General features: G+C 69.8%; 15 protein-coding genes. 5 read left to right on the top strand and 10 right to left on the bottom strand.

Annotated elements, in window-relative coordinates:
* Window positions 1-178: 178 nt before the first annotated feature.
* The 6 genes from mug to QMG73_RS21395 all read right to left on the bottom strand — a co-directional run bounded on the left by mug (window position 179) and on the right by QMG73_RS21395 (window position 4,772).
* A complete protein-coding gene (mug, locus tag QMG73_RS21420; protein ID WP_281898303.1) occupies window positions 179-724 on the bottom strand; it encodes a G/U mismatch-specific DNA glycosylase in 546 nt (181 codons plus the stop codon).
* A 610-nt stretch (window positions 725-1,334) separates the two neighbouring features.
* Window positions 1,335-2,090 (bottom strand): SDR family oxidoreductase, encoded by a 756-nt coding sequence (locus QMG73_RS21415; RefSeq protein ID WP_281898301.1) that lies wholly within the window; start codon window positions 2,088-2,090, stop codon window positions 1,335-1,337.
* A 12-nt stretch (window positions 2,091-2,102) separates the two neighbouring features.
* The gene (locus QMG73_RS21410) at window positions 2,103-2,471 is read right to left on the bottom strand and encodes a hypothetical protein (RefSeq protein WP_407676835.1); all 369 of its coding nucleotides are present in this window, start codon (window positions 2,469-2,471) and stop codon (window positions 2,103-2,105) included.
* A 64-nt stretch (window positions 2,472-2,535) separates the two neighbouring features.
* Window positions 2,536-3,345: a DUF692 domain-containing protein gene (locus QMG73_RS21405; protein WP_281898299.1), complete on the bottom strand. Its 810-nt coding sequence runs from the start codon at window positions 3,343-3,345 to the stop codon at window positions 2,536-2,538.
* Between the two features lie 23 nt (window positions 3,346-3,368).
* Complete coding sequence (locus QMG73_RS21400) at window positions 3,369-3,941, bottom strand: TetR/AcrR family transcriptional regulator (protein ID WP_281898297.1); 573 nt, start codon at window positions 3,939-3,941, stop codon at window positions 3,369-3,371.
* A 54-nt stretch (window positions 3,942-3,995) separates the two neighbouring features.
* On the bottom strand, window positions 3,996-4,772 hold the full coding sequence (locus QMG73_RS21395; RefSeq protein WP_281898295.1) for a thioesterase family protein: 777 nt from the start codon (window positions 4,770-4,772) through the stop codon (window positions 3,996-3,998).
* 102 nt (window positions 4,773-4,874) lie between these two features.
* On the opposite strand from QMG73_RS21395, the gene QMG73_RS21390 reads away from it, so the two are divergent.
* From QMG73_RS21390 to QMG73_RS21380, 3 genes are all read left to right on the top strand, one after another.
* Window positions 4,875-5,684: a carbon-nitrogen hydrolase family protein gene (locus QMG73_RS21390; protein ID WP_281898293.1), complete on the top strand. Its 810-nt coding sequence runs from the start codon at window positions 4,875-4,877 to the stop codon at window positions 5,682-5,684.
* Window positions 5,685-5,751: 67 nt separating this feature from the next.
* Complete coding sequence (locus QMG73_RS21385) at window positions 5,752-6,417, top strand: HAD family hydrolase (RefSeq protein ID WP_281898291.1); 666 nt, start codon at window positions 5,752-5,754, stop codon at window positions 6,415-6,417.
* Between the two features lie 131 nt (window positions 6,418-6,548).
* Complete coding sequence (locus QMG73_RS21380; protein WP_281898288.1) at window positions 6,549-7,433, top strand: serine protein kinase RIO; 885 nt, start codon at window positions 6,549-6,551, stop codon at window positions 7,431-7,433.
* 44 nt (window positions 7,434-7,477) lie between these two features.
* Here the strand turns inward: QMG73_RS21380 and QMG73_RS21375 are convergent, their stop codons facing one another.
* The 4 genes from QMG73_RS21375 to acnA all read right to left on the bottom strand — a co-directional run bounded on the left by QMG73_RS21375 (window position 7,478) and on the right by acnA (window position 13,836).
* Window positions 7,478-7,723, bottom strand: a complete 246-nt coding sequence (locus QMG73_RS21375; protein ID WP_281898287.1) for a DUF2630 family protein — start codon at window positions 7,721-7,723, stop codon at window positions 7,478-7,480.
* A gap of 10 nt (window positions 7,724-7,733) precedes the next feature.
* Entirely contained in the window at window positions 7,734-10,094 is a 2,361-nt protein-coding gene (locus tag QMG73_RS21370) for an AAA family ATPase (RefSeq protein ID WP_281898286.1), read from the bottom strand.
* A gap of 2 nt (window positions 10,095-10,096) precedes the next feature.
* The gene (locus tag QMG73_RS21365; RefSeq protein WP_281898284.1) at window positions 10,097-10,759 is read right to left on the bottom strand and encodes a DcrB/PsbP domain-containing protein; all 663 of its coding nucleotides are present in this window, start codon (window positions 10,757-10,759) and stop codon (window positions 10,097-10,099) included.
* Between the two features lie 299 nt (window positions 10,760-11,058).
* A complete protein-coding gene (gene acnA, locus QMG73_RS21360) occupies window positions 11,059-13,836 on the bottom strand; it encodes an aconitate hydratase AcnA (RefSeq protein ID WP_281898282.1) in 2,778 nt (925 codons plus the stop codon).
* 501 nt (window positions 13,837-14,337) lie between these two features.
* On the opposite strand from acnA, the gene QMG73_RS21355 reads away from it, so the two are divergent.
* Together QMG73_RS21355 and pulA are read left to right on the top strand one after the other, a co-directional pair.
* The gene (locus tag QMG73_RS21355) at window positions 14,338-14,718 is read left to right on the top strand and encodes a hypothetical protein (RefSeq protein ID WP_281898281.1); all 381 of its coding nucleotides are present in this window, start codon (window positions 14,338-14,340) and stop codon (window positions 14,716-14,718) included.
* 66 nt (window positions 14,719-14,784) lie between these two features.
* Window positions 14,785-20,064 (top strand): pullulanase-type alpha-1,6-glucosidase, encoded by a 5,280-nt coding sequence (gene pulA / locus QMG73_RS21350; protein ID WP_281898279.1) that lies wholly within the window; start codon window positions 14,785-14,787, stop codon window positions 20,062-20,064.
* Window positions 20,065-20,581: the final 517 nt, after the last annotated feature.

Genomic DNA, 20,581 nt, shown 5'->3' with positions numbered 1-20,581 from the left:
CGCCCTCACCCGCCTACACCTCGGCGGCTACCAAACCCCACTACCCGGCCGCAACTCTCCCACCTGACCCACACATCAGACAGGAGAGCCAAAAGCGCGTGGTTTGATCTCTTTTCCGCGTGTATTTGCCCTTGATCCATGCGACGTTCCTTGATCGGGGTTGCGCCGCGCTGGTCGCCTAGGCCGCCGCCGCCGCCGCGCGCAGCGCGGCGAACTCGGCCGCCAACGCGTCGAGCTGGAAGTGCGCGTTGAGTCCGCTTGGATTGGGCAGCACCCACAGCCCCGCCGCCCCGAGCCCTTCAGTCTGCCGTCCCACGGCAGCCTTCGGCCGTCCGAAAGCCGTCCGGTAGGCGGTTACACCCACCACCGCCACCCACCGCGGCCGGCGTCGGGCCACCTTGGCGGCGAGGATTTGACCGCCTTCGACCAGTTCGGCGACGGCCAACTCGTCCGCGCGCGCGGTGGCTCGGGCCACCAGGTTCGTGATCCCTAGTCCGTACTCCAGCAGTTCTCCCTGCTCAGCCGGGTCGAGCTGACGCGGGGTGAAGCCCGCCCGGTGCAGCGCCGGCCAGAATCGGTTGCCCGGCCGCGCGAAATGGTGGCCTGTCGCGCCCGAGTAAAGGCCCGGGTTGATCCCGCAGAAGAGCACGTCAAGATCGTCGCGGATCACGTCTGGGATGGTGCAGCCGGCTGCGGCGGCGACCTGGGATTTCGAGGGCCTCATCCCTTTATCGTTGCCGCCTGATCGACATGAGGCCGACCCCTACGAGGACGGCTGCTGTGACGAGAAAAACGCACGCTGCTACCACCAGGTGCCACGGTTGGAGCGCTGCCATAGAGCGCACCCTATGGGGTCGGCGCCACCATTTCCTTGCCTGGCGATAGCCGATCAAGGGATTTCGTCGCGATCAAGGGCATTGTCACGTGAAAAAGAGATCAAAGCGCGTGCGTTAGCCCTTGATCGGCGGGAGAGAGAGGGGGTGGGGCTGTGGGCGCGCGGCGGCCCGGGCGAGGAGCCCAGGCCCCACCCGGCCCCGCCGATCAAGGGAAATCGCATGGATCAAGGGCAAATACACGCGGAAAAGAGATCAAAGCGCGTGCATTCGCCCTTGATCGACGAGAAGAGGGGCGGCGCGGCGGGGGAGAGGCGCGGCGCGGCCGGGCGGGCGCACGGGCGGGCGGCGCGGTCCGGCGGCGCGGGCTCGGCGGGCCGGCGGCGCGGGCCGGGCGCAGTCGGGCGCGGGGCGCGGCGGCGCGGGGTGTGATGGCGCCGGAGTGTGGTCGCGCGGGAGTGGGTGGCGCGAGCTGGGACGGGGTGGGCGGGGCGCGGTGGGTTAGAGGGAGCGGAGGAAGGAGCCGTCTATCGGGATGGCGGTGCCGCTTACGTAGCTGGCCGCGGGCGAGAGCAGGAAGGCGGCCACGCGCCCAAACTCGGCGGGGTCGCCTATGCGGCGGAGCGGGATCGACGCCTCCGCCTCGGCGCGGGCACGGTCGGCGTCGCCGGTGGCGGCGAACAGCTCGCGGTTGCGGTCGGTCAGGAAGCGGCCGGGCAGCAGGCTGAACACGCGCAACCCCCGGGGACCGTACTCGTCAGCCATGTCCTTGGCCACCGCCGCCAGCCCCGGCCGGAGGCCGTTGGAGATGCCGAGGCCGGGGAGCGGGCTGCGCACGGAGGTTGACAGTACGAGGCCGATGGCCCCGCCTTCACCGAGTGCGCCGGCCACCGTGCGGGCTGCCCGGACGGCGCCGAGGAAGACCGTCTCGAACGAGTCGCGCCACTGGTCGTCGCTGATCTCGGCGGCGGTGCCGCGCGGCGGTCCGCCCACCGACAATAGTGCGCCGTCCAGCCGGCCGAACTGGTTCCGGGCCGCCTCGACGAGGTGGCCCGCGGCGGCCGGGTCGCGGAGGTCGGCCGGTACGCCGAAGGCTCGATCGCCGAGCTTTTCGCAGGCGGCGGCCACACCGTCGGCTGAGCGGGCGGATAGCACCACGCGGGCTCCGTCGGCCACCAGGCATTCTGCGGTGGCGAACCCCAAGCCACGGGACGCGCCGGTGAGGACGTACACCCGTTCGCTGAGTCCGAGATCCATGAGCTGATCGTGTCACGAGCGGCGTCGATGCCACCATCGGCGGGGGCGGGGCGTGCGGGAGGCGAGCTCGGCCGCCGCGGCTCCGGTGAGCGGGACCGAGCGGGCCAGGTCCAGGCCGTCCTGCCAGCCGCCCTGTGGCGGCCGGCCGGCGGCCCACTCGGCGAACACCTCTGGCCATCGCGCGCCGAACGAAGCCGCCAGCAGCGGCCAGTGCCGCGCCACATCACCGGCCCGCTTCCGCAACAACGCCCGCCGGGCAGCCTCGACAAGGCGCGCGTCAAACCCGTCGGGGATGGCCGCCCCGGCGACCAGCGCCTCAACAAGCGCCGCCTGCCTCTCCTGCAGCGTCTCACCCGATCCCGGCGATCTTGCGCTTGTCATGTCCCAAACCGGGCAATCCGCCATGACAACTGCAAGATCGACGTGAGCGGGGCCGGGGAGCGGGTCATGTCATCACCGGGTAGCCGGAAGCTGCCGCTATCGCGTCCAGCTCGGCGCGCAATGTGGCGGCGGGTGGGTAGGTGCCGTCGCGTTCCAGCATCAGCGCCGGCGGGCGGTGCCGCTCGCAGAGGCCCGTGACCAGGTCAAGGACCGGCTCGGGTACCGCGTGGGTGTGGGTGTCGTGGTAGAGGCCGTCGTGTTCGGCGCCGCCGGCCACGTGGACGTACGCCACCCGCTCCAAGGGCAGGTGGTCGAGCAGGTCGACCGGGTCGATGCCACGGTTGCGAGCGTTGGCGTACACGTTGGCCACGTCGAGGAGCAGCCCCGCCCCGGTGCGGTCGAGGATCTCGGTCAGGAACTCCGCCTCGGTCAGCTCGTCGTCCGGCCAGTCGAAGAGCGCGGCGATCGGCTCCAGCGCGATCGGCACCGGCAGTTCGGCCTGGGCACGGGCGACGTTGGCGACCACCGCGTCGACCGCCTCGCGGCTGCGTGGCAGCGGAAGCAGGTGACCCGCCTCCAGGCCGCCGGCCCGCACGAACGCGATGTGCTCGCTGACCAGCGGAGCGCCCAGCCGCTCGGCGGCGGTGGCGAGGTGGCGCACGCGGGCCGGGTCGACGGGCTCGGCGCCGCCGAGGGAGAGCCGCACGCCGTGCGGCACCACCGCCACACCCCGGTCGCGCAGCGCGGTGAGCGGTTCCGGCAGCGGTCCGGTAGCCGGCACCGACTCGGCGATCACCTCGGTGAAGCGCAACCCGGGCAGATCAGCCACGAACCCGGAGATCTCGGGACGCCACCCGATGCCGACCCCGTACATGCTCCCCAGTGTGCGACCCGGTGTCACGCGCGCCGGACGGCCTCTTCGACCAGGTCGAGAACGCGCCCGAGGTCGCCCGCCGGGCGCCCCATGGCCAGGTGCAACACCAGGCCGTCGTAAGCCAGCTCCAAAAACTGCGTCAAAACCTCAAGGGGTACGTCGTCCCGCAGCACCCCGGCCTCCCGCTGGCGGCGCAGGCGCTCGTGGGTCGCGTCGGTGATCGCGGCCGACCGCTGCGCCCACCTCTTGGCGAAGTCTGGGTCGGTGCGCAGCCGGCGGGACACCTCCAGCTGGCTGCCGAGCCAGCCGGCGGTCTCGCTGGAGTCGGCGCGGGCGAGCAGGTCGCGCATGACCTGGACGAGGCCGTTGCGCGCCACGGTCTCGACCATGGCGACGGCGTCGTCTTCGGCGACGGCGAGGAAGAGCGAGTCCTTGTCGCGGAAGTGGTGGAAGATCGCACCCCGGGAGAGCCCGGTCGCCTCTTCGAGCCGGCGTACCGTAGCGCCCTCGTAGCCGTGCCGAGCGAAGCAGGCCCGCGCCGCGCCGAGGATCTCCTGGCGGCGTGCGTCGAGCTGGTCCTGGCTTACCCTGGGCACGCAGCGATCGTGTCATGACGACCCAGCACGGGGCAATCCGTACGTACGGCTTGGTTAACCGCGCCGGCCGACCAGAAGCGCCTGGGCGCCCCGCCCCACCCGTCCAGCCCGGTCGAACAGCTCGGTCTCGGCCAGGCCCACGCCGCTCGGGTCGAGCGTGGTGCGGGCGCTCATGCACATCCACTCGCCGGCCGGCTGGCGGTGCAGGTGGACGGTCAGCTCGGTGTTGATGAAGAGCCACTCGTCCGAGTCGATCAGGCCGCTGACGCCGTTGCCGGAATCGGCCAGTACCAGCAGGCGCTGCAGGCCGCTCGGCTCCTCACCCGACACCAACGGCACCCGCTGCCGGGCCCACACGACGGCCGGGCCGGGCTCCTCGAAGTGTCCCTCGGCGAACCGCCACTCCAGCGCCTTCAGGTACCCGACCTGCCACATCGACTGGGCGAAGGTCGTCTCATCGGCCGGCAGCGGCGGCGCGGGCGCGGGTGGCGGCAGGGTGAGGTCGAGCGGTGCGGTGCGCACCCGCCAGGCGCGCGCCTTGACAACTGGGCGTTCGCCGACGAGTAGCTCGGCCTCGACCAACTCCACGGAGCGGCCCGGCCGGACCACCTGGGCGCGGGTGCGTATCTCGGTCACCGGCACCGCGCCGAGGATCTCGACGGTCAGGCGCACCACCTGGGCCGGGCCGGCCACTGTGGACGGTACGCGCTCGATGGCCCGAGCCAGCAGGGCGGACGGCGGGCCGGCGTGCTGCTGCCCGGGCACCCAGGGGCCCTGCGTGTGCGGCGTGGCGGCGAACGCGTCGTCGCCGACCGGTTCGTAGAAGCTCATCGAGAGTGATTCTGGCAGGATCGAAGCGTGCGTCCCACAGCGCTCAATGGTTCGCCCAGTCCAGGCGCCGCCGCGCCACCTCCCTCGCTCACTGTGGCCGCGGTGCAGGCCGAGGCGGTGCCCGGCGATGTCGCGGGCAACGCGGCACGGGCGGCCCAACTCGCAAGGATCACCGCCGACCAGGGGGCCACGCTGGCGGTACTCCCAGAGCTTTTTCTACCGGCGTATCACCCGCCTGTTTTGAAGCGGACGGCGACCGACGTGGCGGCCGATGGCGCCGGACGCGTAGCGGACGGGCGCCTGGATCCGTTGCGCGCGGCGGCCCGCGAGCGCGGAGTGGTCGTTGTGGTTGGCGCGGCCGTGCGGCATCCGGACGGCCGGCGCACGTGTGCGGCGCTGGTGGTGGATCGGGCCGGCGAGGTGTCGGCCGCGTACGACAAACAGCACCTGTGCGGACCGGACGAAAAAGCGCTGTTCACGCCCGGCGCGTCCGGTGCGACGCTCGTGGTGGACGGATGGCGGTTCGGGCTGGGGGTTTGTTACGACGGTTGTTTTCCCGAACATGGCCGGGCGGCGGCGGTGGCGGGCGCGCACGCGTGCGTGTATCCGAGCGGATACGTGGTGGGTTCGGAGCATCGGCGCGATGTGTATTACGCGGCGCGAGCGCTCGACAACTCGATGTATGTGGTTTTCGCGAACTCGGTCGGCGGAGTGGCGCCGTGGCGATTCAACGGTGGGGCGGCCATCTATGACCCGGAAGGGCGACCGCTGGAGCGCGCGCCGGACGAGGGCGAGCGGGTCGTGGTGGCGACGCTCGATGCCAGCGAGGTGGACCGTGTGCGGGCGGCGCACGCCATGCTCGCCGAACACCGTCCTGACCAGGGAAAACGTCGGCCCGAGCTGGCGGCCTGAGTTGTCACACAGCTTGTTAACGATTCGGATCTGTTGTAAGGACCACGTGGTCACGTAGGGTGCGCGAGTGCCCCTCCTGCTCCTCGATCTGGACAACACCCTGCTCGACCGTGCAGGGGCGTTCGTGGGGTGGGCAAAGGGGTTCCTGGCCGAGATCGGCGCGCCGCTGGCAGACCTCGACTGGCTGATCGCCATCGACGCCGATGGACTGACCGACCGGTGGGACGTCGCCGACGCGATCCGCGACCGGTACCGGCTGCGCATCCCGTCGATCGACCTCGTCGACGAGCTCACCGAAGGGCTGGTCGAGCGCCTCTCGCTCGATCCGCTGGTGGCGTGCGCGCTGCGGATCGCCGACGACGCCGGCTGGGTGCCGGTGGTGGTCACGAACGGTGCGAGCCGGCAGCAGGACATCAAGATCAGGCGGACCGGGCTGGATCAGTACGTCGCCGATTGGGTGATCTCCGAAGACGCCGGGGTCAGCAAGCCGAACCCGCGGATCTTCGCGCTCGCGGCGCAGCGGGTGCGGATGCGGCTCCAGGGAGCGTGGGTGATCGGCGACAGCCCGGAGGCCGACATCGGCGGGGCGGCCGCGATGGGGTTGCCCAGCGTGTGGCTGCACCGGGGCCGCACGTGGGTCGAGTCGCGGTTCAGGCCGACACGGATCGCCGAGGGTGTGATCCCGGCCCTGGCGACGGTGCTCGCCAGCGCGGGAGCCGCGCGCTACGCCTGAATAATCGGTTGCCCTCCCGCAGAAGGGTGCTTTTACTTGTCCTCGGATCGAGTGAAAGGGGGTCGCGTAATGGTTGCCATCGTCTCGCGCCTTCGCATGCCCACTTTCGCCTCGAACCAGGAGACCCCATCATGCCCCGTCGCCGCTTTGACGACGATGACTTTGACTTTGTGAAGCGGGGGCCGCGCGCCGCGGCCGCCTTTGATACCAACGCCGACACCGACGAGCCCGAGACCGGCCATCGCTGGTCCACATGGGACGGTTCCGAGCACGGTCCCGAGCCGCATCCTGACTGGCTGGTCACTGAGTTCGCGGCCGTCGACACCGAGCTCGGCATCCTGAAAACCGGCAAGGAAGCCGACGTCTACCTTGTCGAGCGAGGGGTTCCCGGCACCGATCGGGTGTGCCTGCTGGCCGCCAAGCGGTACCGGAGCGCCGAGCACCGCCTCTTCCACCGCGACGCGGGTTACCTGGAAGGGCGGCGGGTGCGGCGCTCCCGGGAAAACCGCGCGATGGCCAACCGCACCTCGTTCGGGCGGGAGATGATCGCCGGACAGTGGGCGGCGGCCGAGTTCGCGGCGCTGTCCCGCCTGTGGGAGATCGGCTCCTCGTACGGGTCGGTGTCGGTGCCGTACCCGGTGCAGTTGCTCGGCACCGAGCTGATGCTCGAGTTCATCGGGGAGGACGGCGAGGCGGCGCCCCGGCTCGCACAGATGCGCCCTTCGGGCGCGCAGCTCTCCGGGCTGTGGGAGCAACTCGTGGACGCCCTGGTGGTACTGGCGCGGGCCGGATTGGCACACGGCGACCTGTCGCCGTACAACCTGCTCGTGCACGGCGAGCGGCTGGTGCTGATCGATCTGCCGCAGGTGGTGGACGTGGTGGCGAACCCGCGCGGCCGCGAGTTCCTGGCCCGTGACGTGCGGGTGGTGTCGGACTGGTTCGCCGCGCGCGGCCAGGCGACCGACGCGGGCGCGCTGACCACGATGCTCCTGGCGGAGGCCGGCGTGCCCGCGTGATTTGTCCGTGCCCGCATCACGAGGCGCGGGCACGGACATCGGCGCTACTGGAGGTAGCCCTCGACCTCGCCGCGCGGGCGGACTTCCTCGTTTCCGGGGTCGCCGCCGGCCTCACGCGCCGCGCGGCGGCGCCGCAGCAGGTCCCAGCACTGGTCGAGCGACTCCTCCACCTCGCGCAGCCGGGCGTGCTCCTCGTCGGTCGAGATCTGGCCGGCCTGTACCTGCGTCCGGAGGCGATGCTCCTCGTCGACGAGCTTGTTGATCTCGCTCAGGATCGTGGTGTCTTCCATGGTCAGAAGCCTACGAGCCGGCGCCCTCCGCCGGGGCGCGCCAGGCTGCGTCGGGCGTCACGGTCATTTGCGGCGTGGCGGGGAGGGCAAGCGTCAGCGGCGTGTGGCCGCGGTGCGCCGACACGGCCGCGCGATGGTACGCCTCGATGTCGCGCAGCAGGCCGTCGCGCTGGTAGACCGTGCCGTCGACCAGCGGACCCTGCCGCCGCTCCAGTACCGCGACGACGTCGTCACCGGTCAGCGTCTTGTGCGTCTCCAGCGCGTGCGCCAGCATCAGCACCTCGCGGCGGTTGGCCTTGAGCAGCTCGGCCGTGCGCTCCAGCAGGGTGCTGAGGTTGTCCTCGATCCGGTCGGCGAGCGCCCGCCGCGCGGCGGCCTGGGGGTCTTCCTTCTTACCGCCCGCGCCACCACCGGGCGCGGCCATGCCGATGCGGGTGCTCGTCGCGTACGACGACACCGTCGAGCCCATGCCCCAGAAGCCCTCCATCTGCGAGGCGACCATCGTGGCCGACTCCAGGTCGCCGGAGACCCCGGACGAGCTGTCGCCGTCGAAGAACATCCGCTCGCCGGCCAGCGAGGCCAGCGACACGTGAATGTCCGCCTCGTACTCGGTGCGCCAGCGGGTGAACTGGTCCTCCGGCGGGATGCTGGCGACCATGCCGAGGTAGTCGCTGCCCTTCTCGATGGTGGCGACGTCGATCTCCATGTGGCGGCGGGTGCGGTACGCGACGATCGCGTGGCACGCCTCGTGCACGGCGACCGCGTGCCGTTCCCGCTCGATGTACTCGACGTCTTCGGGCGGACCGAGCTCCTTGAGCTGCTTGGCCTTCATCACGTCGCGCCACTCGATGACCTCGCGGTCGTCGCGGATCGCGGTGATCAGCGCCTCGTTGACCAGGTCCTTGATGCTGGCGCCGGTGGCGTACGGGGTGATCGTGGCGAGCTTGTCGATCTCGTCTTCGGTCAACTCGTGCCGGACCTTGTCGAGGTACCCCTCGTAGGTGCGTACCCGGCCGGCCTTGCTCGGGTAGCCGACCTTGTAGATCCGGTCGATCCGGCCCGGCCGCAGCAGCGCCTCGTCGAGCGCCTCCGGCAGGTTGGTCGCCATCACGACGAGGATGCGGTACTTGGGCGGCGGCTTGGGACGCATGCCGAGCAGGCGCCGGATGTACCGGTTGACGAAGCCGCGCGGTTTCTTGAGGCCGGACAGCTCGGTGAGCAGCGCCTGGAGGGTACCCATGCCGCCGCCACCGCCACCCATGCCGGCGCCCATGACGAAACGCCGCTTCTCGACGGGCTCTTCAGCCGTGGCGGTGCGTCTCAGCAACCATTGGGCTTCTGGGGAGAGGTAGGAGAACCCGTGGCACGCGGGGCTCATACCCCGCGGGAAGCCGCCACCGCCGGGCCCTTGGGCGAGCACGCCGCGGTTGCCGAGCGAGTCGGCCTCGTCAAAGAAGACGATCACGCCGCCGTACCGCAGCGCGAGCTTGCGCAACTTGCGAAAGAGCGACTTGACCTTGAGGATGCCGACCCCGAAGAACATGTTGATGAAGGCGCCCGGGTCGACGAAGACGTACGGCTTGCCGGTCTCCCCGGCGATCGCCTCGGCCATCAGCGTCTTGCCGGTGCCGGGCGGACCCCACAGCAGGATGCCGCCGGGAACGTAGCCGCCCTTCGACTCGATGGCTTCCGGCTGCTCCAGGAAGACGATGTTCTCCCGCACCTTCGCCAGCACGTGGTCCTGGCCCCAGACGTCCGTGAACCGGGTCTTGACGTCGTCGGGGTAGTAGACCTCGACGCCACCCCGCGACAGGAACCAGAAGATCGCCACGAACTGCATGACGACGATGAACAGGATGAACACCATCTGCAGGAAGAACGGGAGCAGGGACCAGAGGATCGCGGGGGCCTCGAACAGGGCCAGGACGGGCGAGGTGTCGAGTACCGCGGCGGCGACGAACGCGAACACCACGATCCAGAAGATCCATTTGACCGCGCGGGCGAGGCGGAACCGGGTCCAGTCGCTCAGCCTGCGGTGGGTGACGCGTTCGAAGCCGCCGAAGACGCGATATGTCCAGAAGTAGTGGTATGCGGCCCACCGTTCGCTGATCAGGAAGTGTGCCTGCCTTATCACCTCAAGCCCGAGCAGCACGAACACCCAGAACGACTCGCGAGCCTCGATACGCGCCGCGTCGACGAACGGCAGCAGCGGGTTGTCGGCCATCGACGCCCACACCAGTACGAGCCACAACAGCGACAGCAGCACGATGAACTTGATCCGGTCCCAGAGCGCCAGCTTGGGACGGGTGGTGCGGGTGTCATCACGCGGGCCCTCGTCCGGAGGGCGCAGTCCTTCCACCGGCTCTTCCATGATCAGCTCCTCACCGTGAAGGACGTGACGACGCTGTTCAGTTCGTCGGCCCGCTCCGTGTAGCAGCGTGCCGAGCAGCGGACGAAGAGTAGGTACAGGCGGGTCGCGTCGTTGTTGACGAGCGCGGTCAGGTCGAACGTATGTACGATGCCGAGGAGGTCGTAGTTGTAGACGACGCGCACGCCGTGCAGCCCTTCTGACGGGGTCAGCACCTCGTCATGGAGCAGTTCGAAGCCGCTCAACATCGAGCCCGCCTGGGTCGTTGCCTCGCGGAGATCCTCGGTGACCGGCAGCACCACGTTGCGCAGCGCGTCGAACGAGATGCGGTTGCTCTGCACGGGTGCGAGCTGTTCGACCTTGGCCCAGGCGATCGGGTCCGGCGTGGGAAGTAGGCCGTACACGTGCGTGGCGGATGGCGACCCGGAGGCGTCGTACGCGACGTTCCACATCAACTGCTGGCGCAGCTTGCCCAACTGGGACTGGGGGTCGGCGTCGGCCGCCCACACGTTCAGCGCGTTCTGATCGACCTTCCGCCAGGAACTCGGCACCTTGAAGTAGGTCCGCTCATCGGAGTTCTTGACGTACTCGTACTCCGGCGCTCCACAGCCCGCCGCGATGATCGCCGCAGCGAGCGAGCCGACCAGAAATAGACGTTTTGCCTGCATGGCGCCCCTCCAGCGGTAGGGCCGTCCGTGCAGGTCAGTATGAATCGTTACTGATACGAGACACAGCGTTCGACAGGCTGTTAATTGCCGCCGCAAGGACTATGTCGCGGCGGGCGCGGGGCGGGGCGCGCGACATGTCGGTCGATCAAGGGCTTTTGTGCGGATCAAGGGCGAATGCACGTGAGTGGATCTCTTTCCACGTGCATTCGCCCTTGATCGCGAAGAAGGGGTCGCGCCAGCGTCCGCGGGGCGGCGCCGCGCCGCGGCGCGGACGCGCCGCGCGGTCCGTGCGGGCTTTGTTAGGACCCGAGCATCTTCCTCAGGACGTACTGGAGGATGCCGCCGTGGCGGTAGTAGTCGGCCTCACCCGGGGTGTCGATGCGGACAACCGCGTCGAACTCCACGCCGCTGTCGGTGGCGACCCGCACAGTGGCTGGCGTTTCGCCGTCGTTCAGGGCGACGACCCCGCTGAACGTGAACGTCTCCGTGCCGGTGAGGCCGAGCGACTCCGCCGTCTCCCCGGCCGGGTACTGGAGCGGCAGCACGCCCATCCCGATCAGGTTGGAACGGTGGATGCGCTCGTACGACTCGGCGATGACCGCCCGGACGCCGAGCAGCATCGTGCCCTTGGCAGCCCAGTCACGCGACGATCCCGACCCGTACTCTTTGCCGGCCAGGATCACCAGCGGCACGCCGGCCTCGGCGTACGCCACCGAGGCGTCGTAGATCGTGGCCTGCTCGCCGGTGAGGTGGTTGACCGTGAAGCCACCCTCGACACCGGGCACGAGCTGGTTGCGCAGCCGGATGTTGGCGAACGTGCCGCGGATCATCACCTCGTGGTTGCCCCGGCGGGACCCGTACGAGTTGAACTCGTGCCGCGCCACCCCGTGCGACGACAGGTACTCGCCAGCGGGAGAGTCCGCCTTGATCGAACCGGCCGGCGAGATGTGGTCGGTGGTGACCGAGTCGCCGAGCTTGGCCAGTACCCGAGCGCCGGCGATGTCGCTGACCGGTTGCGGCTCGCGGGCCATGCCCTCGAAGTACGGGGGCTTGCGCACGTACGTCGAGTCGCCGTCCCACGCGAACGTGTCGCCCGTCGGGGTCGGCAGCGACTGCCACCGCTCGTCGCCCGCGAACACGTCCGCGTAGTCCCGGGTGAACATCTCGCTGGCGATCGCCTTGGCGATCACGTCTTCGATCTCGGTGGCGGACGGCCAGATGTCCCGCAGGTACACCGGCTGACCGTCGGATCCCGTGCCGAGCGGCTCGTTGGCCAGGTCGATGTCCATCGTGCCGGCCAGCGCGTACGCCACCACGAGCGGCGGGGACGCCAGGTAGTTCATCTTGACGTCCGGGTTGATCCGGCCCTCGAAGTTGCGGTTGCCGGAGAGCACGGACACCACGCTGAGGTCGGCCTCGTTGACGGCCGCGGAGACCGCCTCGGGCAGCGGCCCGGAGTTGCCGATGCAGGTCGTGCAGCCGTAGCCGACCAGGTGGAAGCCCAGCTTCTCCAGGTACGGCGTCAGGCCGGCCCGCTCGTAGTAGTCCATGACCACCTTGGAACCCGGCGCCAGCGTGGTCTTCACCCACGGCTTGCGAGACAGGCCCTTGTCGACGGCGTTCCGCGCGAGCAGCGCGGCACCGAGCATGACCTGCGGGTTCGACGTGTTGGTGCAGGACGTGATCGCGGCGATCACCACCGCGCCGTGGTCCAGCTCGAACTCGGCGCCGTCATCGCCCTTGACCAGGATCGGGTTGGACGCGCGGCCATTAGCGCCTGCGGCGGCGGAGACAAGGTCGTGCGGGCGGTCGGCGGGGTCGTCGGCGTGGCCCGGAGTCGGCGAGTCGCTGGCCGGGAACGACTCGGCACTCGCCTCGTCGGCCGGCCCCTCGACGTCGACGTAGTTTCCCAGCGCGCTGCGGAACATCGTCTTGGCATTGGCCAGCGGCACCCGGTCCTGCGGGCGCTTCGGGCCGGCGAGCGACGGCTCGATCGTCGACAGGTCGAGCTCCAGGCGCTCGGAGTAGTCGGGCTCGGCGGCCGGGTCGTGCCAGAGGCCCTGCCGCTTGGCGTACGCCTCGACCAGCGCGACCTGCTCCTGCGAGCGGCCGGTCAACTCCAGGTACCGCACGGTCTCGGCGTCGATCGGGAAGATCGCGACGGTCGAGCCGTACTCGGGCGACATGTTGCCGATCGTGGCCCGGTTGGCCAGCGGCACCGCGCTGACGCCCGGCCCGTAGAACTCGACGAACTTGCCGACCACGCCGTGCTGTCGCAGCATCTCGGTGATCGTCAGCACCAGGTCGGTCGCGGTGGTGCCGGCCGGCATCTCGCCGTGCAGCTTGAAGCCCACCACGCGGGGGATCAGCATGGACACCGGCTGGCCGAGCATCGCGGCCTCGGCCTCGATGCCGCCGACGCCCCAGCCGACCACGCCGAGGCCGTTGACCATCGTCGTGTGCGAGTCGGTGCCCACGACGGTGTCCGGGTACGCCTGGCCGTTGCGCTCCATGATCGTGCGAGCCAGGTACTCGATGTTGACCTGATGCACGATGCCGGTGCCCGGCGGCACGACCTTGAACTCGTTGAACGCCGTCTGGCCCCAGCGCAGGAACTGGTACCGCTCCTTGTTGCGCTCATACTCCAGCTCGACGTTGCGCGCGAACGCGTCTTCGCGGCCGAAGAGGTCGGCGATCACGGAGTGGTCGATGACCAGCTCAGCGGGGGCCAGCGGGTTGACCTTGGTGGGGTCGCCCTGCAGGTCGCGCACCGCCTCGCGCATGGTGGCCAGGTCGACCACGCACGGCACGCCGGTAAAGTCCTGCATCAGCACCCGGCTCGGCGTGAACTGGATCTCCACGCTCGGCTGAGCGGTCGGGTCCCAGCTGCCCAGCGCGCGGATGTGATCGCCCGTGATGTTGGCGCCGTCTTCGGTGCGCAGCAGGTTTTCCAGCAGGATCTTCAGGCTGTACGGCAGGCGCGCGTGCCCGTCGACCTTGTCAATCGTGAAAATCTCGTAGCTCGCGTCGCCAACGCGTAGCTCGGTTTTCGCGCCGAAGCTGTCGAGACTGGCCACGTCGCACTCCTTCCCGCCGATGTCCCGCCGACAGTCTTTCGCACCCGACGTAGCGACGCCGGGTGAGGTCAGGCTTACGTCCAAACCGTACGTCCGTCTTGCTACTCGGCGCAACTCGCCATCGCGGCCGGCGCGGCGTCGGCGACGTCGCGGTAGCTCGAAATCTCTAGAGACCTCTTTCAGGATCAAGTTCAGGACCGGGCTTTGAGCTACCGCGATGCCCGTCGCGGTCGATGCCCGTTGCTCCCGCGGCCTCACCCTCCGCGTTTACACAACCGCGGGCGTGGGTGCTGTGCGGGCCTCGGCGGTCCGTGCGCGGCTGGCGGTGCGGCGTCGGCGGTGCGGGCTCGTCGATCAAGGGCATGTGCGTGGATCAAGGCCGTACGCACGCGGTTTTGAGATCGAACCGCGTGCGTTCGCCCTTGATCGGCGCGTCGGGCGGGGCGACACGCCGTGCGGGGGAGGGTTTGGGAGCGGTTCCGGGCGGCAAATCTTTGCGGCGTGAAGACCGAACTGGACGCGCTCGCTGACTTCTTCAATCAGTACGGCGCCGCGCTCACTGCGGGTGACGTGCCGGGTATCGCGAACTGCTACGCGATGCCGGGCGTGGTGGTGTCCGACAACTACAGCTTCGCCTTCAATACCCCTGTTGCGGTGGCGTTGTCGTTCCTCGGGGCGTCGCCGGAGTACCAGGAGCGGGAGTTGGTCGCCGCGCACGCGCAGATCCGGGAGACGCAGCGGCTGACGGGCGCGTTGACGCTGGTCGCGGTCGAGTGGGAGTACCTCGACAGTCAGGGGCGGGCGGTGCCCGGCGAGCGGTACCGGTACCTGATCAGGATGGCGGACCGCGGACCTCTCATCTGCGCGGTGATCCCGGGCTGATTGCAAACTCTTGCAGAATCTTTCTGCAAGAGTTAGCGTGCGGTCACCCACGAACGGAGACCGTCGATGAAGCCGCGCGCCCTCGCTGCCGCCCTCGCTCTCGTCCTCCTCCCACTCCCAGTCGCAACCCCCGCTGCGGCCGCGGCGGCCGTGCCGCAGGCGCCGGCTACGCGCGCCGAGCAGTTCTACTTTGTACTCCCGGATCGCTTCGCCAACGGCGATTCGCGCAACGATCGCGGCGGCCTCGCCGGCGACCGCCTCAGCACTGGCTACGACCCGGCGGACAAAGGGTTCTACCACGGCGGTGACCTACGTGGACTGATCGACAAGCTGGACTACATCCAGGGCCTCGGCACCACCGCCATCTGGATGGCACCCGTCTTCAAGAACCGCCCCGTGCAGGGCAGTGGCGCCGACGTCTCGGCCGGCTACCACGGGTACTGGATCACCGATTTCACCGACCTCGACCCGCACTTCGGCACGAAGGCCGACCTGCGCGAACTCGTCCGCAAGGCGCACGGCCGGGGCATCAAGGTGTACCTGGACATCATCACCAACCACACCGCCGACGTGATCCGCTATGCCGAGAATCAGTATTCCTATGTGGACAAGGCGACCGAGCCGTATCGCGACACGCAAGGGCGGGCGTTCGAAGACCGCAACTACGCGGACGGCACGCGCGCGTTTCCAGCGGTGAACGCGTCGAGCGGCCCGTACACGCCCGTCTTTCCGACACTGGCTGACGCGTCAGTCAAGAAGCCAGCGTGGCTCAACGACCCCGCGATGTACCACAACCGGGGGGACTCGACGTTTTCCGGGGAGAACAGCGAGTACGGCGACTTCTTCGGCCTCGATGACCTGTGGACCGAGCGGCCCGAGGTGGTCGAGGGGATGACGAGGATTTACGCCGACTGGGTCACCTCGACCGGTGTCGACGGGTTCCGCATCGACACCGCCAAGCACGTCAACATGGACTTCTGGCCCCAGTTCAGCCGCGGCATCAAGGCGGCCGCCCCCAAGGACTTCTTCATGTTCGGCGAGGTCTACAGCGCCGATCCAGCCTTCACCTCCACCTACGTGCGCCAGGGCGAGCTACCCGCCACATTGGACTTCCCGTTCCAGCAAGCGGCCCGCGACTACGTGGCGACCGGCGGTTCCGCACGAGCCCTCGCCGACCTGTACGCCGCCGACGACCTCTACACCGCGCCCGGCACCGACGCCGGACGCTCGCCCACCTTCCTCGGCAACCATGACATGGGCCGCATCGGCTCGTTCATCGCCGGAGGCGGCACCGATCCCGCGACGCATCTGCGGCGTGATGTGCTAGCGCACGAGCTGATGTTCCTCACGCGCGGCCAGCCGGTTGTCTACTCAGGAGACGAGCAGGGCTTCACCGGACCGGGCGGCGACAAGGACGCGCGGCAGGACATGTTCGCGTCGAAGACGGGCGACTACCTCGACGACGACCTGCTCGGCACCGACCGTACACATGCGAGCGACCAGTACGACACCGCACATCCGCTGTACACGAGCATCGCCGCACTGGGCGCGCTGCGCCGCGCCCACCCGGCGCTGCGCGACGGCATCCAGGTCACGCGCCACGCGGACGACGGACCGGGCGTGTTCGCGTTTTCCCGCATCGACCCGCGCGAGCGGGTCGAATACCTCGTCGCCGTCAACAACGCCAGCACCGCGCGGACCGTCACCCTCGACACGTGGTCCAGTTCGTTCCACAAGGTGTACGGGGATGGCAGTGCCACTGTCGGCGACCGTGTGACGGTGACGGTGCCGCCGCTGTCGGCGGTCGCCTTCCGCGCGGGCGCGCCGCTCGCCGTGGGGGCCGCGCCGACGGTCCAGCTGACCTCGCCGAGCGGCCCGACCGCCGGCCGTGCCGAGGTGGTGGCCGAGGTCACCGGCGACCCGCTCGCCCAGGTGTCGTTCGCCGCGCGCGTGGACGATGGGAAGTGGAATGCGCTCGGCACCGTGGGCCGGGCGCCGTACCGGGCCTATCACGACCTGACCGGTCTGCCCGCTGGGGCGACACTGGAATACCGGGCCACCGTGCGGGACGCCAAGGGAAGGACGAAGACCGTGACGTCGACGGCCACCGTCGCGACGCCGCCGCAGGGCGTCAGTCGCGACTGGCTGGTCGTGCACTACCAGCGCCCCGCTGGCGGGTACGACGACTGGGGCCTGTACGCGTGGGGCGACATCGACCCGTCCTGGCAAACTGACTGGCCCATCGGTCAGCCGTTCGCGGGCGAGGACGAGTACGGGCGGTTCGCGTGGGTGAAGCTCAAGCCGGGCGCGAAGAACGTCGGCTTCCTCGTCGTCAATTCGGCGGGGGAGAAGGACGTCGCCGCCGACCGGTTCGTCGATGTCACCCGGCACGGCGAGGTGTGGCTGAAGCAGGGCGACCCCGCGGTGGCCACGGAGCACGACAAGCCGCCCGTCGAGGACGGCGTGGCGCTGCTGCACTACCGCCGAGCCAACGGCGACTATGACGGGTGGGGCCTGCACGTGTGGGACGGCGCGGCAAGCCCGACCGAGTGGTCAGCGCCGCTCGCACCCGTGGCCCGCGACGCCTTCGGCGCCACGTTCCGGGTGCCGCTCGCGGCCGGCGCCACCGGTCTCAGTTACATCCTCCACAAGGGAGATGAGAAGGATCTGCCCGACGACCAGCGGCTCGACTTCGCCACGGCCGGGCGAGAGGCGTGGCTGCTGGCCGGTACGCCGTCGCGCCTGCTGCCGGTGCCGGTGAGCGCCGGACACGACCTCGACCTGACGAAGTCGCGGGCACACTGGATCGACAGGTCCACGGTGGCCTGGCAGACCGGGCCCACCGACGGCAAGCGCTACGACCTCGTGGTGGCGCCCCAAGGTGGACTGTCTATCGTAGACGGATCGCTGCGGGGTTCCTTTACGGAGATACCGTTGACCGCGCGGCGCAACGGGCTGACCGAGGCGCAGCGGCAGCGCTTCCCGCACCTGTGGGACCACAAATCGTTCGCGGTGTCGCGTGCCTCTTTCAAGGACGCGTTGCGCGGGCAGTTGGTCGTGACCGAGCGGGACCACGAGGGCACCCTGCTCGCCGTCACCGGCGTACAGATCCCGGGAGTGCTCGACGACCTGTATCCCGGCGCGACGGCGACGCCGCTGGGGCCCACGTTCCAGGGCAAGCGCGCCCGGCTGGCCGTCTGGGCGCCCACCGCCCAGGACGTCGCGCTCGAGCTCTTCGACACGCCTGCCGCGCAACCGCGCGTGGTCGACATGCGCCGCGACGACCGCACCGGCGTGTGGTCGGCCAGTGGCGCCTGGCGGGGCAAGTACTACCGGTACCGGGTGACGGCGTGGCAGCCCGCCACCCAGTCGATCCGCACCGCCTCCGTCACCGACCCGTACTCGGTGGCGCTCGCCGCTGACTCGACGCACAGCCTCGTGGCCGACCTTTCCGACCCGGTGCTCGCGCCGTCCAATTGGGACCGCCTGCGCAAACCGGCCGCGGTCCCGCCGACGCGCACCCATATCCAGGAGGTGTCCGTCCGGGACTTCTCCATCACGGACACTTCCGTGCCCGCGGATCAGCGCGGCACGTACCTCGCCTTCACCGGTGACGGCGCGGGCATGCGGCACCTGCGAAACCTGGCGGCGGCTGGGGTGACGCACCTGCACCTGCTGCCCGCGTTCGACTTCGCCACGATTCCCGAGCGCCGGGCCGACCAGGCGGTGCCGCCGTGCGACCTGGCCGCGCTGCCGCCCGACTCCGACAAGCAGCAGGCGTGCGTCGCCGAGGTGGCCGACCGCGATGGCTACAACTGGGGGTACGACCCGCTGCACTACACCGTGCCCGAAGGCGGGTACGCCGTCGACCCGGCCGCGCGCACGCGCGAGTTTCGATCGATGGTCGCCGGGCTCAACGGCGCCGGACTGCGTGTGGTCATGGATGTGGTCTACAACCACACATCGGCGTCGGGCGCCGACCCGAAGTCGGTGCTGGACCAGATCGTCCCCGGGTACTACCACCGGCTCCTGCCCGACGGCTCGGTCGCCAACTCGACGTGCTGCGCCAACACCGCCCCGGAACACGCGATGATGGGCAGGCTCGTGGTCGACTCCGTGGTGACCTGGGCCCGGCAGTACAAGGTGGACGGTTTCCGGTTCGACCTGATGGGCCACCATCCACGCGACAACATCCTGGCCGTACGCCGCGCCCTCGACGCATTGACCGTGGCCCGGGATGGCGTCGACGGCAAGGCGATCCTGCTGTACGGCGAGGGTTGGGACTTCGGTGAGGTGGCCGGGGGTGCCCGGTTCACACAGGCGACCCAGGCCAACATGGCCGGCACCGGCGTCGGCACGTTCAACGACCGGCTGCGTGACGCGGTGCGCGGCGGTGGCCCGTTCGACGCCAACCCGCGGGTGCAGGGCTTCGCGTCCGGGCTCTACAGCGACCCCAACGGCGACCCGGTCAACGGCTCGCCTTCCGAGCAGCGCGAGCGCCTGCTGCACCAGCACGACCTCATCAGGGTGGGGCTCGCCGGCAACCTGGCCGGGTATCGTTTCATCGACTCGTCGGGCCGGACCGTGACCGGGGCGGATGTCTCCTACAACGGCTCGCCCGCCGGATACACGGCGGCGCCGGGCGAATCGGTCACTTACGTCGACGCGCACGACAACGAGATCCTGTACGACGCCCTGGCGTACAAGCTGCCGCCGGGCACCTCCGCCGCCGACCGCGCGCGGATGCAGGTGCTCGCGCTGTCCACTGTGGTACTTGGACAGGGAATCGGCTTCGTGACGGCCGGCTCGGATCGGCTGCGCTCCAAGTCGCTCGACCGCAACTCGTTCAACTCCGGCGACTGGTTCAACCAGATCCGTTGGAACTGCGCCGATGGCAACGGGTTCGGTGCCGGGCTCCCACCCGCTGCCGACAACCAGTCAAAGTGGACGTACGCCCGGCCGCTGCTCGCCGACCCAGCGCTGGTGCCGGACTGCGCGGCGATCGCGCTCGCCACCGCCCGGTACCAGGAAATGCTGCGCATCCGCGCGTCGTCGCCGCTCTTCTCCCTCGCGACGGCGGCCGAGGTGCAGCGCCACCTGTCGTTCCCGCTCTCCGGCCCCGACGAGACGCCCGGCGTCCTCACGATGCGCCTGGGTGACCAGGTGGTTGTCTTCAACGCGACGCCGCAGGCGGCGACCCAGACGGTGCCGGCGCTGCGCGGCGCCGCGCTCGCGCTGCACCCCGTCCTCCGCGAGTCGGCCGACCCCGTCGCTCGGACGTCGACCTTCACGGCCGCGACCGGCACCTTCACCGTGCCCGCGCGAACGGTTGCGGTCTTCCGGTAGACAGTTCCGCAGGGTGCCCGATCCCGAGGCCGCCGCCACACCCCGCGCGCCGATCAAGGGCGAGTGCACGCGCTTGGATCTCATTTCCGCGTGCATACGCCCTTGATCCATGCAGATGCCCTTGATCGGCGTTTGGATCGGCCGTCGATGGTAGCGCCGCGCCTCACTCGGCGGTCAATGAGGATTTTGGGTCAAGATTGGGCCTTGAGCTGCCGCGACGTCCTCCGCGCTCCATGCCGTTGCTCCCGCGGCCTCACCGGCCGCGATGCACAGTCAACCGCGCGCGGGTGGGTCGTGGAACGCGGTGGGTGACGCTGCGGGAGCTGCGGTCTTGCGCGCGGCGGACGTCGCGGTAGCTCAAAGCTCGGTCCTGGTGCTGAACGTGCCGCAAGCCTCGTCGATCAAGGCCATGTGCGTGGATCAAGGGCGAATGCACGCGGAAATGCGATCGAACCACGTGCGTTTGCCCTTGATCGGCGCGGCGAGGGCCGCGTGCGGCGCGGCGAGGGCCGCGGCG

Origin of the sequence: Phytohabitans aurantiacus, assembly GCF_027923225.1 — a bacterium.
Classification (GTDB): Bacteria; Actinomycetota; Actinomycetes; order Mycobacteriales; family Micromonosporaceae; genus Phytohabitans; species Phytohabitans aurantiacus.
Note: the sequence above shows the minus strand (reverse complement) of the source record. Positions and strands in the feature narration are given on the sequence as shown.